This is a genomic window from Roseovarius sp. (assembly GCF_027019125.1).
Lineage (GTDB): Bacteria > Pseudomonadota > Alphaproteobacteria > Rhodobacterales > Rhodobacteraceae > Roseovarius.
On sequence record NZ_JALUXE010000014.1, the window covers coordinates 129418 to 143134 of the forward strand.

Genomic DNA, 13717 nt, shown 5'->3' on the forward strand with positions numbered 1-13717 from the left:
CAGAGGGATAGACCCAAGGCCGGTCCGGCTCAAGCCACCTCGCTCAAAACCCGCGCAAGGTCGAACAAACGCCGACGTTGGTTTTCGGGAATGGCGTAATACGAACGCACCAGATCCAGCGCTTCCTTGTCGCCCATCAGATCGGCCCGTGCCGGATCGCTCTTTTCGCGCTCCACACCGCCGTCCTGATCCAGACCTTCGAAGAAAAAGCTGATCTCGACGTCCAGAGATTCGGCAATATCCCAAAGCCGCGACGCGCTGACGCGGTTCGCACCTGTTTCATATTTCTGAATCTGCTGAAATTTGATTCCAACGCTTTCGGCCAACTGTTGCTGGGTCATACCAACCAGCCAGCGGCGGTGTCGAATGCGTTTGCCAACGTGCACATCAACGGGGTGCGGCATATAATGTTCCTTCTTACCTACTCTGAGACTTAATCGTAATTCGACGACCCGAAACACACGTCCCGGACCAGACGCCACGCATCCCAGCAGCGCGTGCTGGACCCTACCAAGTTGACATTAAAATTCAAGAAATATCGCTATCCGTTTGCGTGACCTATACCAATGAAACACAATCTATACGAGCACCTATCCTTTTGGATAGGGTGAATCCCCGTTTTTCCGCTTGCCTGTTGCCAGTTTGACAGGACGAATCGAATTCGTCTAACCACCGCTTCAGCATTATCCCGCAACGGTAGAATCACAAGGGTCCACAATGCGCGCCTATCACCTGCCCGCCAAGGGCGCCGAGCCCATCCTGACCGACCTGCCCCGCCCGACCCCCGGTTCGGGCGAAATCAGCCTGCGTATCGCGGCCTGCGGGCTCAATTTTGCCGATCTCCTGATGATCAAGGGGGCCTATCAGGACACGCCAGAGGCCCCCTTCACCCTCGGAATGGAGGTGGCTGGCACGGTCGAGGCCCTGGGCCCCGACACCGACGGCCCTGCGCCGGGCACCCGCGTCGCAGTCTTTGGCGGTCAGGGCGGGCTTGCCGATTTTGGATGTTTTCCCGCCGCCCGTGCCGTGCCCCTGCCCGATGCCATGAGCTTTGCCGAGGCAGCAGCCTTTCAAGTCGCCTATGGAACGAGCCATGTGGCACTGGATCACAAGGCGCGGCTGCAGCCGGGGGAAACCCTGCTGGTTCTGGGCGCAGCCGGGGGTGTCGGCCTCACCGCCGTGGAAATCGGCAAACAGATGGGCGCGCGCGTCATCGCCTGCGCCCGAGGCGCGGACAAGCTCGATGTCGCAAAACGGGCCGGGGCCGACCACCTGATCGACGCCGCCAGCCAGGACATCCGCGACACCTGCCGCGCCCTTGGCGGGGTCGATGTGGTCTATGATCCGGTCGGCGGCGATCAATTCACCGCCGCCATGCGCGCCTGCAACCCCGAGGCGCGCATTCTGGCGATCGGCTTTGCATCCGGCGACGTGCCGCAAATCCCCGCCAATCATCTTCTGGTCAAGAATATCAGCGTGATGGGCCTCTATTGGGGCGGCTATCTCAAATTCCGCCCCGAGGTCCTGACACAGAGCATGGCCACGCTCTTTGACTGGTATGCGGCCGGTCGCCTGCGCCCGCATGTCTCGCACCTGCTGCCGCTTGAACAGGCCGCCGAGGCGCTCGATTTGCTGCGGTCACGCAAATCCACCGGCAAGGTTGTCGTCACGCTGGAATAGACACCGGCGGCGTCAACGCGCCGAATCCCTGCCGCAACATGCGCATCAACGCGGCGCGGACCTCGTCGCGCCCGACACCGGCATAGAGGTTTATCTTCTGCACGCCCAGTTCGGGCAGCGCCCCGCCAGGGTGAATCGCCTCCAGATGGGGCGGGATACTGCTTTCAAGCAGCGCGCCGACCGCCAGATCGGCGCTCACCAGCGCCTCGACCGCGCGGTCATCCTCGGAATCCACCGCCAGTTCCCAATCCACTCCCGCCGCATCCAGCTTGCGCAGAACGATGGGCCGGAAAATGCACTGACGGCAAAACGCCAGGCGCAACGGCCGCCGTTTCCACGATACGCCCCCCTGTGCGCCGGTCCAGCGCAGGTTCATTTCGGTCAGCGTCTCGCCCCCCTCGCCCACGCCCTCTTCGGTGGTCAGGATCACATCAACCTCGCCCCGCGCCAAGGCCTCGCGCAGCCGCATCGTGCTTGATGAGCGCAGGTTGACCTTGACCCGCGGAAAGGCGGCGTTGAACTGCTTGAGCACGCGCGGCACCACCGGGTAAACGATGTCATGCGGGACCCCGAGCGCCAATTCCCCCTCAAAGTTTTCCTCCGTCAGCCGCCCCACCACCTCGTCATTGAGATCGAGCATACGGCGCGCATAGCCCACCAATTGCTCTCCGGGCGCGGTCAGAGACACTCGCCGATTGGCGCGTTCCAGGAGCGTCACATCCAGCATCTCCTCCAACCGTTTGATCTGCATCGAGACCGCAGATTGCGTCAGGTTCAGCGCCGTCGCGGCACGAGTCACGCCGCCATGATCGGCGACCGCCACCAACGAACGCAGCGTGGTGATGTCGAGATTTCGCATTTATCACAATCCTTGATGATGAATCGGCCAAACATTCATTTTTAAAATTGAACGAAACGAGGCAAAAGATCAACATCCGAAATGCGAACCCTTCGCCACATCACCAAAGGGAAAGGAAAGACCATGACCGTCCACGCCCAAACCTCTGCCCTCCGCACCGTCCTGCGCACCCCGCGCATTTCGGAAATGCTGGCAGTATGGGCGCAGCGCCGCGCCCTCTACCGGCTCGACGATGCGGCCCTCGAGGACCTCGGTCTGACGCGCGAGGCCGCGCTGCGCGAGGCAAGCCGCCCCTTCTGGGATTTGCCCCATCGGCTGCACTGCTGACGCCCCGTTTCGCGACGCCTCCCCCTCACCGGGGAGGCAGCAGAAATACCGGCATAAAACCTGTCGAAAACAGTCATGAACGCTTGAAATTGCAAGCATGCCTTCCGATATTACTGGCAATGTCCCAAAATCGGGACCGCCATTCACATATCGGAGGGTTACATGGCAGAGTTGAACACGATCCGGACGGCGACGAGCACACGCACCGCCCAGATTGACGCGGGCCTGCGCGCGCACATGAACAAGGTCTACGGCACGATGTCCGTGGGCATGCTCATCACGGCGCTTGCGGCATGGGCCATCGCGGGGCTTGCCGTGACAACCGATCCTTCGGCAGCCGCCGCACAATTGCCCAATGGCAAGATGCTGTCGGGCCTTGGTGCAGCACTGTATCTCTCGCCGCTCAAATGGGTGGTGATGCTGGCTCCGCTGGCCTTCATCTTCCTCGGCTGGGGCGCGCTTCTGCGCCGGGCCTCCGCTGCCGCCGTGCAGCTTGGCTTCTTCGCCTTCGCAGCACTGATCGGCATCTCGCTCAGCTCGATCTTCCTGATGTTCACCAGCTTCTCGATCGTGCAGACCTTCATCGTGACCGCCATCGCCTTTGCGGGTCTCTCGCTCTTTGGCTACACCACGAAAAAGGACATCTCGGGCTGGGGCTCGTTCCTGATCATGGGCGTGATCGGCCTTGTCGTGGCAATGCTGATCAACCTCTTCCTGCAAAGCCCGGCCATGATGTTCGCCATCTCGGCCATCGGCCTCTTGATCTTCGCGGGCCTGACCGCCTTTCACACGCAAGAGATCAAGAACACCTATGTCGCGCACGCGGCACATGGCGATCAGGAATGGCTGGACAAATCCGCCTATGACGGCGCGCTCAGCCTCTACATCAGCTTCCTGAACATGTTCCAGTTCCTGCTGATGTTCATGGGGCAACAGGAATAACACTCGCCCTTCGCGACACGCGAAACCCGCCGGAGCATCCTCCGGCGGGTTTTTTCATGGCCCTCGCCCATCCCTGACCCAGATCAAGGCAAGGTGCCCCACGTCCCATCAAGATGACGCAAAACAACCGCATAGAAAGCCTCGTCATGCTCCGACTTAGCCTGATCCTGCACCTCTTCATCGGTTCCACACTCGCAGGGTCTGCGGTCATAGCGGCGCTCTTGATCGGGCAGGATACACTCCGACCAATCCTGATCGCTGCCGCCTTGGGGTTCATCGCGGCCTTTCCGGTGTCCTATATCGTCGCCAGGAAGCTCTACGAACTGCGCTGAGGCCCGCCGCTACCGTTCACCCCAGCCAGGTCCGCACCGCCGCTTCGAACTCGCGCGGCTTCTCGGCATGGAGCCAATGGCCCGCACCGGGGATCTTGGCGAATTGCGCCGCCGGGAACAGCGCCTTGATCCGGTCGCGATGCTCGCGCGTCACATAGGCCGACTCCGCCCCGGTGAGGAACATCACCTTTCCCTCATAAACCCCTGCAATATCTGGAAAACTCAGAATCTTTGGCATCTCGCGCGCCAGCGTATCCAGATTCAGCAGCCACCGCTTTTCCGCCACATCCAGCGCCTGCAGAAAGAACGGCACCAGCGCCGGATTATCCACCGTGGCCTGCAATTGCGCCGCCGCGTCCGAGCGCCGCTCGACCCGCGTCAAATCCACCGCCTGCATTGCCTTGATATATTGCAACTGGCTGTGCCCATAGGTCACGGGCGCAATATCCGCCACAACCAACCGGTTGACCAGCTCTGGCCGCGTCAGCGCCAGCACCATCGCCGCCTTGCCACCCATCGAATGGCCCAGCACGTCGTAAGGCCCCTCAAGGCTCTCGATCACCTCGGCCAGATCACCGGCCATATCGGCGTAGGAATGCGTATCAAACCAGGGGCTTGCACCATGATTGCGCATATCCACCGCAACCACGTGGCGACTGTCCGACAGCCGTTTGGCAATCACGCCCCAATTGCGCGCCGAACCATATAGCCCGTGCACAATCACCAATCCCGGCCGCTCGGTCGGCGCGCCATATTCGATCCGGTTCAACATAGCCTGTCATACCGCCACCTCACGCCTGATTCCAGCCCTATTGCCGCGCCTCGTCACAGCCGGTAAACTGCCGCAAGAGGGGTTATTAAGTGATTGATACCGAAGAGTTTCAGGGCCGAGTCACAGGGTTGCAACAGGCCCTCGCGGATCGTATGCGCCTGCGCAGCGCCACGCTTGAGCGGCAAGTGCGCCGCGCCGGTCGGCGTCTTCCCCGCCGCCAACGCCGGGCTGCGGCCATCATTCTCGGCGCTCAAGACTGGATGTCCCATCCGAAACTCGCCCGCGTGCTCGACCGCGCACAGGTCGACCGCGCCTTTGCCGATCTGCACGCCTATCTCGAGACGCTCAACCCGCAAGAGGCGCGCAAGACGGCCGTTCTGCGCCTGATCGGGGGAATCGTGCTGAACCTGATGCTGCTATCCGGGCTGATCTATGCCCTCGTCCGCTGGCAAGGGTAAGCTCAAGAGCGCCCCACAACACGTTGAAAAAAAACAAAACCCTGCGCAAGACGATGCTCGCGCAGGGCAATCTCGTGATCCGGAATCAGAGGTTCGGATAGATCGGGAACCGCTTGCAGAGCGCCTCGACCTCGGCCTTGACCTTGGCCTCGACCGCTCCGTTGCCTTCGGCCCCATTCGCCGCCAGCCCATCGACGACCTCGATGATCCAATCGGCAATCTGCCGGAACTCCGCTTCGCCAAACCCGCGCGTCGTCCCCGCAGGAGAGCCAAGCCGGATGCCGCTGGTCACGGTGGGTTTTTCCGGATCGAACGGCACGCCGTTCTTGTTGCAGGTGATATGCGCCCGGCCCAAGGCCTTTTCGGTGTCATTGCCCTTCACACCCTTGGGGCGCAGGTCGACCAGCAGCACATGCGTGTCGGTGCCATGCGTGACCGTGTCCAGACCCCCCTTGATCAACTGGTCGCTCAGCGCCTGCGCGTTGCGGATCACCTGTTGAATGTATGATTTGAATTCGGGGCGCAGCGCCTCGCCAAAGGCCACCGCCTTGGCCGCGATCACATGCATCAGGGGTCCACCCTGAATGCCGGGGAAAATTGCCGCGTTGATTTTCTTGGCCAGCCCCTCGTCATTGGTCAGGATCATGCCACCGCGCGGCCCGCGCAGCGTTTTATGCGTCGTGGTCGTGGCCACATGCGCATGGGGGAACGGGCTCGGATGCTCTTTCGCGGCCACGAGACCCGCGAAATGCGCCATATCCACAAGCAGATAGGCCCCAACGCTGTCGGCAATCTCGCGCATCCGGGCAAAGTTGATCTGGCGCGGAATAGCCGATCCGCCCGCGATGATCAGCTTGGGCTGATGCTCGGTCGCCAGCGCCTGCACCTGATCGTAGTCAATCAGGTTGTCCTGCTTGCGCACCCCGTATTGAATGGCCTTGAACCATTTGCCCGACTGGTTCGGCGCCGCCCCGTGGGTCAGGTGCCCACCCGCATCAAGGCTCATGCCGAGGATCGTATCGCCCGGCTGCAACAGGGCCGTGAACACCCCCTGGTTGGCCTGGGATCCGGAATTGGGCTGGACGTTGGCATAGCTGCACCCGAACAGCGCACAGGCCCGCTCGATCGCCAGGTTTTCCGCAATATCGACATACTGACAGCCGCCATAATAGCGCTTGCCGGGATAACCTTCGGCGTATTTGTTGGTCATCACGCTGCCCTGCGCTTCCATCACGGCGGCGGATACGATGTTTTCCGACGCGATCAGTTCGATCTCGTCGCGCTGCCGACCCAGTTCCGAGCGGATTGCGCCAAAGAGATCAGGATCGCGCGAGGCGAGGGATTCGGTGAAAAAGCCTTGATCTGCAACAGGCTGATGTCCGTCGTGGGGCATTTGGGCAACTCCAAAGATTGGTGAATTGGTCATTTTCCTAAAGGAAACTCGTTCGGTTTGAAAGAATGTAAAGCGACGATTTCACCTGTAACTCCGGCATGGCTGGTCTTGGCAGGGGAATTGTGTTTCGATCCGGGCCAGAGCATCGCCTTTTGGAAACAGGACCGCCCATGCACCGCAAGATCGCCTTTGTCGCCAGCGATGCCCCAATCGCCCAGACCGCGCGCGCCACCCTTGCCAGCCGCTTTGGCCATGCGCCCGAGGATCAGGCCGACGTGATCGTGGCACTAGGCGGCGACGGCTTCATGCTGCACACGCTCCACCGCACGCAGGCCCTCGACACCCCCGTCTACGGCATGAATCGCGGCACCGTCGGTTTCCTGATGAACGAATATAGCGAGACCGACCTGATCGACCGCCTCATCGCCGCCGAGGAAGAGGTGATCAATCCCCTCGCCATGCGCGCCGAATCCCTCGACGGCACCCTGCACGAGGCGCTGGCCATCAACGAGGTCTCGCTCCTGCGCGCAGGTCCTCAAGCGGCCAAGCTGCGCATCACCATCGACGGCCGCCTGCGCCTCGAAGAGCTTGTGTGCGACGGCGCGCTCGTTGCCACACCGGCCGGCTCTACCGCCTACAACTACAGCGCCCATGGTCCGATCCTGCCCATCGGCTCGGATGTGCTGGCGCTGACGGCGGTGGCCGCGTTCCGCCCCCGCCGCTGGCGTGGCGCGCTCCTGCCCAAGACCGCCGTGGTGCGCTTCGATGTGGTCGATCCCGAAAAACGCCCCGTGATGGCCGACGCCGACAGCCGCTGGGTGGAAAACGTGCTCTGGGTCGAAATCCGCTCGGAAAACCGCATCAAGCACCGCATCCTGTTCGATCCGGGTCATGGGCTAGAAGAGCGCCTGCTGCGCGAGCAGTTTACATAAACCGACTTTTCGCAGAGATTTTAGCGTAAATCAGCCCGTAGATTTTACATTATCCATCAATACACCCCGATCCACTCGAACGACAGATCGGCCTGATGATCCCGCCCATAGGCCACCGCGGCAAGGCTCTTTATATCACCCGCGCGCGGCACATCCCGCAACATCGCCCCCGAGGCGCGAAAGGCCGTAAAGGGCACGCGCAACTCTTGCCACTCAGGCCCGCTTGCAATCGGAGCCTGATAATACTGCCAGGGCAGGACCGTGCCGCGCGTGCGCAAATGGATGAAATAGCCTTCACCATTGCCCCGGACGCGCACCACCACGCCTTGCGCCCCCTCGGGCAAGGGGGCCAGCAACTCGCCCCGCACCTGAATGAACCCGCCCCGGTTGGCCGTGCTGACCGTTCCGGTCAGGCGCAGATGCCGCGCGCCCTCTGGCCCCGCAACCTGCGCCTGACCTTCGGAGATACCGCCCATCACCTGATCGCTGATATAGCGCCACGTCTCTGCCGGGGGTGGGGTATAATCGAGCATGCCGCCCTCCTGCGCCACACCGGGTGCCGCCAAAACTCCTAGGACAAGGGCCAGCACCCGCCTCATTCCGCCATCTGCGCCGCCCGCGCCAGGGCCGCCGGATTGCAGAGCACGATGCCCATGCCCTCGCGCGCGATCACCCCGGCCTGTTCCCAGTCGCGGATTTGCCGGTTCACGCTCTCGCGGCTCAGCCCCACCAGATCACCGAGATCGGATTGCGAAAACCGCTCCGCCAGGCGCAGCTTGCCCCCCGGAAGCGTTTCGCCCCATTTCTCGGACAGATGCAGCAGCAGCCGCGCCAGACGCGCCTGCCCATCCGCCAACATATGCGCGGTATACATCCCCGAGGTCTGGCGTAGCCGTTGGCACAGCATCCCGATCAAATCGAGCGCGGCATCGGGTTCCTCACGCAGACGTTGCAGGACAAGCGCCCCTTCAAGGACGCGCCCCCGCACCCCGGTTGCCGCCACCGCATCGGCACTGCGTGCGCCGCCATCCAGCGCGGCCAACTCACCCAACATATCCCCAGGCCCAAGATGCGTGAGGATCGAGCGTCGCCCGTCGACAGAACTGCGGCTGATTTCAACCCGGCCCTTGGTAATCAGCATCATCGTGCTGTCATGGGCCCCCGTGGCATAGATCATTTGACCCTTGGGATAGTCAACGAAGCGACCGTGCCGCTCCAGAATGCCGGCCAGCCCCCGTGCCCCGGTTTTCGGCGCGGCCTCACCTGCCATGGGTCAAACTCCTCTTTTTTCTCACAGCTGTGAGATGCCTCACAGAAGCGTCCGACACAACCTGTCATAAAGTAAAGGTATCTCGCGTGTCAGGGTGTCCCAAGCCCTTTTCTTATCGCAAACCCTTACCCTTTATGGCGGGATATACCGGTCAAGTGCCACCCGGTCTTCATGACGGGTATTTATCGACCGGTCCCGCTGTCTGGCCTGACGTTTGTGAGTGCGTCGCGCCAGGCAGCACTTCTTCCAGTGTCCCTTCTGGGGGATGAGGGTTCCGGCTTTCTCCGGAACCCTCTTTTTCCGGTTTATTTCGCCAAACCAAGACTTTGCAGGGCAACCTTGATCTCGTCGAGAATGGCGGGATCGTCGATGGTCGCCGGCATCTTGTACTCTTGGCTATCGGCGATCCTGACCATGATCGCACGCAGGATCTTGCCCGAGCGCGTCTTGGGCAGACGGTCCACCACCACCGCCAGCTTGAAGGCCGCAACCGGGCCGATCTGGTCGCGCACCAGCTTGACGCATTCCTTGACGATCTCGTCATGCGCCCGGTTGACGCCCTTGGTCAGACACAGGAACCCGACCGGCGTTTGCCCCTTCAACTCGTCCGCCGCCCCGATCACGGCACATTCGGCCACGTCCGGATGGCTGGCCAGGACCTCTTCCATCGCGCCCGTGCTCAAACGGTGGCCCGCGACGTTGATCACGTCATCGGTGCGCGCCATGATCCAGAGATAGCCGTCCTCGTCCTTCATCCCCGCATCGCCAGTCTCGTAATAGCCGGGAAAGGTGTTGAGATAGGATTTGCGGAACCGCGCTTCTGCATTCCACAGCGTCGGCAACGTCCCCGGCGGCAACGGCAGTTTCACCGCAATAGCCCCAAGCGTGCCCGGAGCCACCTCATGCCCGCCCTCGTCCAGAATCCGCACGTCATAGCCCGGCATCGCCACCGTGGGCGAACCGATCTTGACCGGCAAGGCCTCCAGCCCGGCAGGATTGCCCGCGATGGCCCAGCCGGTCTCGGTCTGCCACCAATGGTCATAGACCGGCACCTGCATCACGCGTTGCGCCCATTCGATCGTGTCCGGGTCGGCCCGCTCCCCCGCGAGATAGAGCGCGCGCAATTGCGACAGATCGTAATTCTTGATCAACTCGCCCTTGGGATCATCGCGCTTGATCGCCCGGAGCGCTGTCGGCGCGGTAAAGAAACTGCGCACCTTGTGCTCGGACATCACGCGCCAGAAGGTGCCCGCGTCGGGCGTGCCCACCGGCTTGCCCTCGAACACGATGGTCGTGTTGCCATGGATCAGCGGCCCGTAACAGATATAGCTGTGCCCCACGACCCAGCCCACATCGGAGGCCGCCCAGAACACCTCGCCGGGGTTCACGTTGTAGATGTTCTTCATCGACCAGTTGAGCGCCACCAGATGGCCTGCCGTCGCCCGCACCACGCCCTTGGGGGCGCCGGTGGTGCCCGAGGTATAGAGAATATAGGCCGGATGATCGCCCGACACCGGCACACAATCTGCCGGCTCCACCCCGTATTGGAACGCGTGCCAGTCGAAATCGCGCCCCTCGATCAGCTTGGCCACCTCTTCTTCGCGCTGAAAGATAACGCAAAATTCGGGCTTGTGCGCGGCCTGCTCAATGGCCCCGTCAAGAAGCGGCTTGTAATGCACCACCCGTCCCGGCTCGATCCCGCAAGAGGCGGCGATGATGGCCTTGGGCTGACAATCGTCGATCCGCACCGCCAGCTCATGCGCGGCAAAGCCGCCGAAAACCACCGAATGCACCGCCCCCAGCCGCGCGCAGGCCAACATCGCCTCCAGCGCCTCGGGCACCATCGGCATATAGATGATGACGCGGTCGCCCTTTTCCACGCCCTTGGCCCGCAGCGCCCCCGCCAGTCGCGCCACGCGGCTGCGCAGTTGCGAATAGTTGATCTTTTGCTTGATGCCGGTCACGGGGCTGTCATGGATGATCGCGGTCTGCGCGCCGCGCCCCGCCGCCACATGCCGATCCACCGCATTCCAGCAGGTGTTGACCTCGCCATCCTTGAACCACTCATAAAGCGGGGCGGCTTGGTCGAACAGCGCCTTCGAGGGCTTTTTCACCCAGTCAATGGCCTCTGCCGCCTCCATCCAGAAGCCTTCGGGATCTGCAAGCGACCGCTCGTAAACCTCAGTGTATCCCATGGTATCCTCCTCCGATCCGTTGGCTATGTGTTACGGATCACCCCGCCTTGGGGCAAGCATCATGCAGGGCCACGGGACAGAAGGTCGCAAAAATTTTGCAGAAATGACCAAAGCCGCCCTGCAAATTTTTGCAAAGCGGCTTTTTTTGTTCACGCCACCGGAAATTGTAAGAAACTTTGCAAATCCGCAAAGATTTTTCCTGCAAACCCTGATTCTACCCGTAATGCGCCACCGGTGTTCCCGCGATCGCCGCCATGTTGAGCAGACCCCGCGCGGTGATCGACGGCGTGACGATATGCGCACGGTTGCCCATCCCCATCAGGATCGGCCCCACTTCGAGCCCCCCCGCTTTCATCTTGAGGATGTTGCGCACGCCCGACGCGGCATCGGCATAGGCAAACACCAGCACATTCGCAGCCCCCTGCATCCGGTTGCCCGGCAACAGCCGCTCGCGCAACTCGGGGTCAAGTGCGGCATCAATCGTCATCTCACCCTCATAGGTGAAATCACGCGGCGCCTCGTCCAGGAGTGCAATCGCCTGCCGCAACCGCTCTGCCCCCTCGTCCGGCTGGTTGCCGAATTGCGATTGCGAACAGAACGCAACCTTGGGCGCGATGCCGAACCGCCGCACATGTCGCGCGGCCCCGATCGCGGTCTCGGCCAGTTGCGCCGGATTCGGCGTCACCCGCACATGGGTATCGGCGATAAAGAGCGGCCCGTCTTCGAGGATCATCATGCTCAGCGCCCCATGCGGGCGGCGGGTTTCGTCCTGGAGAACCTGATTGACGTATTTCATATGCCAGCGGAATTCGCCAAAGGTCCCGCAGATCAGGCTGTCGGCCTCGTTGCGATGCACCATGACCGCGCCAATCGCTGTGATATTTGTGCGCATGATGGCGCGTGCCAGATCCGGCGTGACCCCCTTGCGCGCCATGAGCCCATGATAGGTCTCCCAATAATCGCGATAGCGCGGATCGTCCTGCGGGTTGACGATGTTGAAATCCCGCTCCGGCCGGATCGAGAGCCCGGCCCGCTCGCAGCGTCGTGCAATCACCTCGGGACGGCCGATCAGGATCGGCTGCTCCGTGGTTTCCTCCAGAATGGCCTGCGCTGCGCGCAGCACCCGCTCATCCTCGCCTTCCGCGAACACGATCCGCCGCGAGGCGGTGGACGCCGCCTGAAAGACCGGCCGCATGAGCAGCGCCGACTTGAACTTGCTGGCATCGAGCCCTGCCTTGTAGGCCTCCAGATCCGCAATGGGACGCGCCGCCACACCGCTCTCCATTGCCGCCCGCGCAACCGCGGTCGAGACAACCCCGGACAGGCGCGGATCGAACGGCTTGGGGATCAGGTAATCCGCGCCAAACGTCATCTGCTCGCCGTGATAGGCCGCCGCCGCCTCGGCGCTGGTCGAGGCGCGCGCCAATTCCGCGATCCCCTGCACACAAGCCACCTGCATCGCATCATTGATCTCGGTCGCGCCTACATCGAGCGCACCCCGGAAAATGAACGGGAAACACAGCACGTTGTTGACCTGGTTGGGAAAATCGGACCGCCCCGTGGCAATGATCGCATCCGGCACCGCTTCGCGCGCCGCGTCGGGCATGATCTCGGGGTCCGGATTGGCCAGCGCAAAGACGATAGGTCGCTTGGCCATCGACTTGACCATGTCGGGGGTCAGGATATTGGGCCCCGACAGCCCGAGGAACAGGTCCGCCCCGCCGATCACCTCGCCCAGCGTCCGCAGCTCGGTCGCCTGCGCAAAGGCGGCCTTTTCCGGATTCATGTCCACCTCGCGGCCCACATGCACCAGCCCGTGAATATCGCAGAGCCAGATGTTCTCGCGCTTGACGCCCAACTTGACCAGCATGTTGAGACAGGCAATCCCCGCCGCCCCGCCGCCGGTCGAGACCACCTTGATGTCCTCGAATTTCTTGCCCGCCACATGCAGCGCATTGGTGGCCGCAGCGCCCACCACAATCGCCGTGCCGTGCTGATCATCGTGGAAAACCGGGATGTTCATCCGCTCGCGGCAAATTCGTTCAACGACAAAACAATCCGGCGCCTTGATGTCCTCAAGGTTGACCGCTCCGAATGTCGGCTCCAGCGCGCAGACAATCGCGGCCAGCTTTTCGGGATCGCTTTCGTTCACTTCGATGTCGAAACAGTCGATGTTGGCGAATTTCTTGAAGAGAACCGCCTTGCCCTCCATCACCGGCTTGGAGGCAAGCGCCCCGATATTGCCAAGCCCGAGCACCGCAGAGCCATTGGTGACAACCGCCACCAGGTTGCCGCGCGTCGTGTATTTCGAGGCAGTGGCCGGATCGGCCTTGATCTCAAGACAGGCCTCCGCCACGCCGGGGCTGTAGGCGCGCGACAGATCGCGGCCATTGGCCATGGGCTTGGTTGCGCGGATCTCCAGCTTTCCGGGCCGGGGCAACGCGTGATAATCGAGCGCCGCCTGACGGGTGGCTTCCTTTTGGCTGTCGGTCATGATCCTCATCTCCCTGCGGGCAATATAGTTTAATATTAAACTACCGCTACGGCATGCTCATAT

The 13717-nt window shown here is 62.1% G+C and carries 14 protein-coding genes; 6 read left to right on the plus strand and 8 right to left on the minus strand.

Annotation, left to right across the window (positions count from 1 at the left end; translation table 11 throughout):
* Window positions 1–29 precede the first annotated feature (29 nt).
* The gene (locus MVC20_RS06695) at window positions 30–404 is read right to left on the minus strand and encodes a helix-turn-helix transcriptional regulator (RefSeq protein WP_297539638.1); all 375 of its coding nucleotides are present in this window, start codon (window positions 402–404) and stop codon (window positions 30–32) included.
* Between the two features lie 313 nt (window positions 405–717).
* Between MVC20_RS06695 and MVC20_RS06700 the strand changes: the two genes are divergently transcribed.
* Window positions 718–1680: an NADPH:quinone oxidoreductase family protein gene (locus tag MVC20_RS06700; RefSeq protein ID WP_297539640.1), complete on the plus strand. Its 963-nt coding sequence runs from the start codon at window positions 718–720 to the stop codon at window positions 1678–1680.
* On the opposite strand, the gene MVC20_RS06705 is transcribed toward MVC20_RS06700, so the two are convergent.
* Window positions 1667–2539 (minus strand): LysR family transcriptional regulator, encoded by an 873-nt coding sequence (locus MVC20_RS06705; RefSeq protein ID WP_297539642.1) that lies wholly within the window; start codon window positions 2537–2539, stop codon window positions 1667–1669. The genes MVC20_RS06700 and MVC20_RS06705 overlap by 14 nt on opposite strands.
* 123 nt (window positions 2540–2662) lie before the next feature.
* Between MVC20_RS06705 and MVC20_RS06710 the strand changes: the two genes are divergently transcribed.
* From MVC20_RS06710 to MVC20_RS06720, 3 genes are all read left to right on the plus strand, one after another.
* The gene (locus MVC20_RS06710) at window positions 2663–2866 is read left to right on the plus strand and encodes a DUF1127 domain-containing protein (protein WP_287000347.1); all 204 of its coding nucleotides are present in this window, start codon (window positions 2663–2665) and stop codon (window positions 2864–2866) included.
* A gap of 162 nt (window positions 2867–3028) precedes the next feature.
* Window positions 3029–3808 (plus strand): Bax inhibitor-1/YccA family protein, encoded by a 780-nt coding sequence (locus MVC20_RS06715; RefSeq protein ID WP_297539645.1) that lies wholly within the window; start codon window positions 3029–3031, stop codon window positions 3806–3808.
* Between the two features lie 146 nt (window positions 3809–3954).
* Entirely contained in the window at window positions 3955–4140 is a 186-nt protein-coding gene (locus MVC20_RS06720) for a CTP synthetase (protein ID WP_297539647.1), read from the plus strand.
* A 16-nt stretch (window positions 4141–4156) separates the two neighbouring features.
* On the opposite strand, the gene MVC20_RS06725 is transcribed toward MVC20_RS06720, so the two are convergent.
* Window positions 4157–4912: an alpha/beta fold hydrolase gene (locus MVC20_RS06725; RefSeq protein ID WP_297539649.1), complete on the minus strand. Its 756-nt coding sequence runs from the start codon at window positions 4910–4912 to the stop codon at window positions 4157–4159.
* Between the two features lie 89 nt (window positions 4913–5001).
* Here MVC20_RS06725 and MVC20_RS06730 point away from each other — a divergent pair, with 89 nt between their 5' ends.
* Window positions 5002–5370, plus strand: coding sequence for a hypothetical protein (locus MVC20_RS06730; RefSeq protein WP_297539652.1), 369 nt, complete (start codon window positions 5002–5004; stop codon window positions 5368–5370).
* An 85-nt stretch (window positions 5371–5455) separates the two neighbouring features.
* Here the strand turns inward: MVC20_RS06730 and glyA are convergent, their stop codons facing one another.
* The gene (gene glyA, locus MVC20_RS06735; RefSeq protein WP_297539654.1) at window positions 5456–6763 is read right to left on the minus strand and encodes a serine hydroxymethyltransferase; all 1308 of its coding nucleotides are present in this window, start codon (window positions 6761–6763) and stop codon (window positions 5456–5458) included.
* A gap of 170 nt (window positions 6764–6933) precedes the next feature.
* Between glyA and MVC20_RS06740 the strand changes: the two genes are divergently transcribed.
* Entirely contained in the window at window positions 6934–7695 is a 762-nt protein-coding gene (locus MVC20_RS06740; RefSeq protein ID WP_297539656.1) for an NAD kinase, read from the plus strand.
* 56 nt (window positions 7696–7751) lie between these two features.
* On the opposite strand, the gene MVC20_RS06745 is transcribed toward MVC20_RS06740, so the two are convergent.
* The 4 genes from MVC20_RS06745 to MVC20_RS06760 form a co-directional block, all read right to left on the minus strand.
* Window positions 7752–8228 (minus strand): CIA30 family protein, encoded by a 477-nt coding sequence (locus MVC20_RS06745; protein WP_297539658.1) that lies wholly within the window; start codon window positions 8226–8228, stop codon window positions 7752–7754.
* 62 nt (window positions 8229–8290) lie between these two features.
* Window positions 8291–8965 (minus strand): Crp/Fnr family transcriptional regulator, encoded by a 675-nt coding sequence (locus MVC20_RS06750; protein ID WP_297539659.1) that lies wholly within the window; start codon window positions 8963–8965, stop codon window positions 8291–8293.
* Between the two features lie 305 nt (window positions 8966–9270).
* Window positions 9271–11160 (minus strand): propionate-CoA ligase PrpE, encoded by a 1890-nt coding sequence (prpE, locus tag MVC20_RS06755; protein WP_297539660.1) that lies wholly within the window; start codon window positions 11158–11160, stop codon window positions 9271–9273.
* 214 nt (window positions 11161–11374) lie between these two features.
* Window positions 11375–13654, minus strand: a complete 2280-nt coding sequence (locus MVC20_RS06760; RefSeq protein WP_297539662.1) for an NADP-dependent malic enzyme — start codon at window positions 13652–13654, stop codon at window positions 11375–11377.
* Window positions 13655–13717: the final 63 nt, after the last annotated feature.

Excerpts from the sequence above, each read along its gene's own strand:
- MVC20_RS06740 (WP_297539656.1), top strand. The coding sequence starts at position 6,934 with ATGCACCGCAAGATCGCCTTTGTCGCCAGCGATGCCCCAATCGCCCAG.
- MVC20_RS06715 (WP_297539645.1), top strand. The coding sequence starts at position 3,029 with ATGGCAGAGTTGAACACGATCCGGACGGCGACGAGCACACGCACCGCC.
- MVC20_RS06760 (WP_297539662.1), bottom strand. The coding sequence starts at position 13,654 with ATGACCGACAGCCAAAAGGAAGCCACCCGTCAGGCGGCGCTCGATTAT.
- MVC20_RS06720 (WP_297539647.1), top strand. The coding sequence starts at position 3,955 with ATGCTCCGACTTAGCCTGATCCTGCACCTCTTCATCGGTTCCACACTC.
- MVC20_RS06710 (WP_287000347.1), top strand. The coding sequence starts at position 2,663 with ATGACCGTCCACGCCCAAACCTCTGCCCTCCGCACCGTCCTGCGCACC.
- prpE (WP_297539660.1), bottom strand. The coding sequence starts at position 11,160 with ATGGGATACACTGAGGTTTACGAGCGGTCGCTTGCAGATCCCGAAGGC.
- MVC20_RS06745 (WP_297539658.1), bottom strand. The coding sequence starts at position 8,228 with ATGCTCGATTATACCCCACCCCCGGCAGAGACGTGGCGCTATATCAGC.
- MVC20_RS06700 (WP_297539640.1), top strand. The coding sequence starts at position 718 with ATGCGCGCCTATCACCTGCCCGCCAAGGGCGCCGAGCCCATCCTGACC.
- MVC20_RS06705 (WP_297539642.1), bottom strand. The coding sequence starts at position 2,539 with ATGCGAAATCTCGACATCACCACGCTGCGTTCGTTGGTGGCGGTCGCC.
- MVC20_RS06750 (WP_297539659.1), bottom strand. The coding sequence starts at position 8,965 with ATGGCAGGTGAGGCCGCGCCGAAAACCGGGGCACGGGGGCTGGCCGGC.
- MVC20_RS06695 (WP_297539638.1), bottom strand. The coding sequence starts at position 404 with ATGCCGCACCCCGTTGATGTGCACGTTGGCAAACGCATTCGACACCGC.
- glyA (WP_297539654.1), bottom strand. The coding sequence starts at position 6,763 with ATGCCCCACGACGGACATCAGCCTGTTGCAGATCAAGGCTTTTTCACC.
- MVC20_RS06725 (WP_297539649.1), bottom strand. The coding sequence starts at position 4,912 with ATGTTGAACCGGATCGAATATGGCGCGCCGACCGAGCGGCCGGGATTG.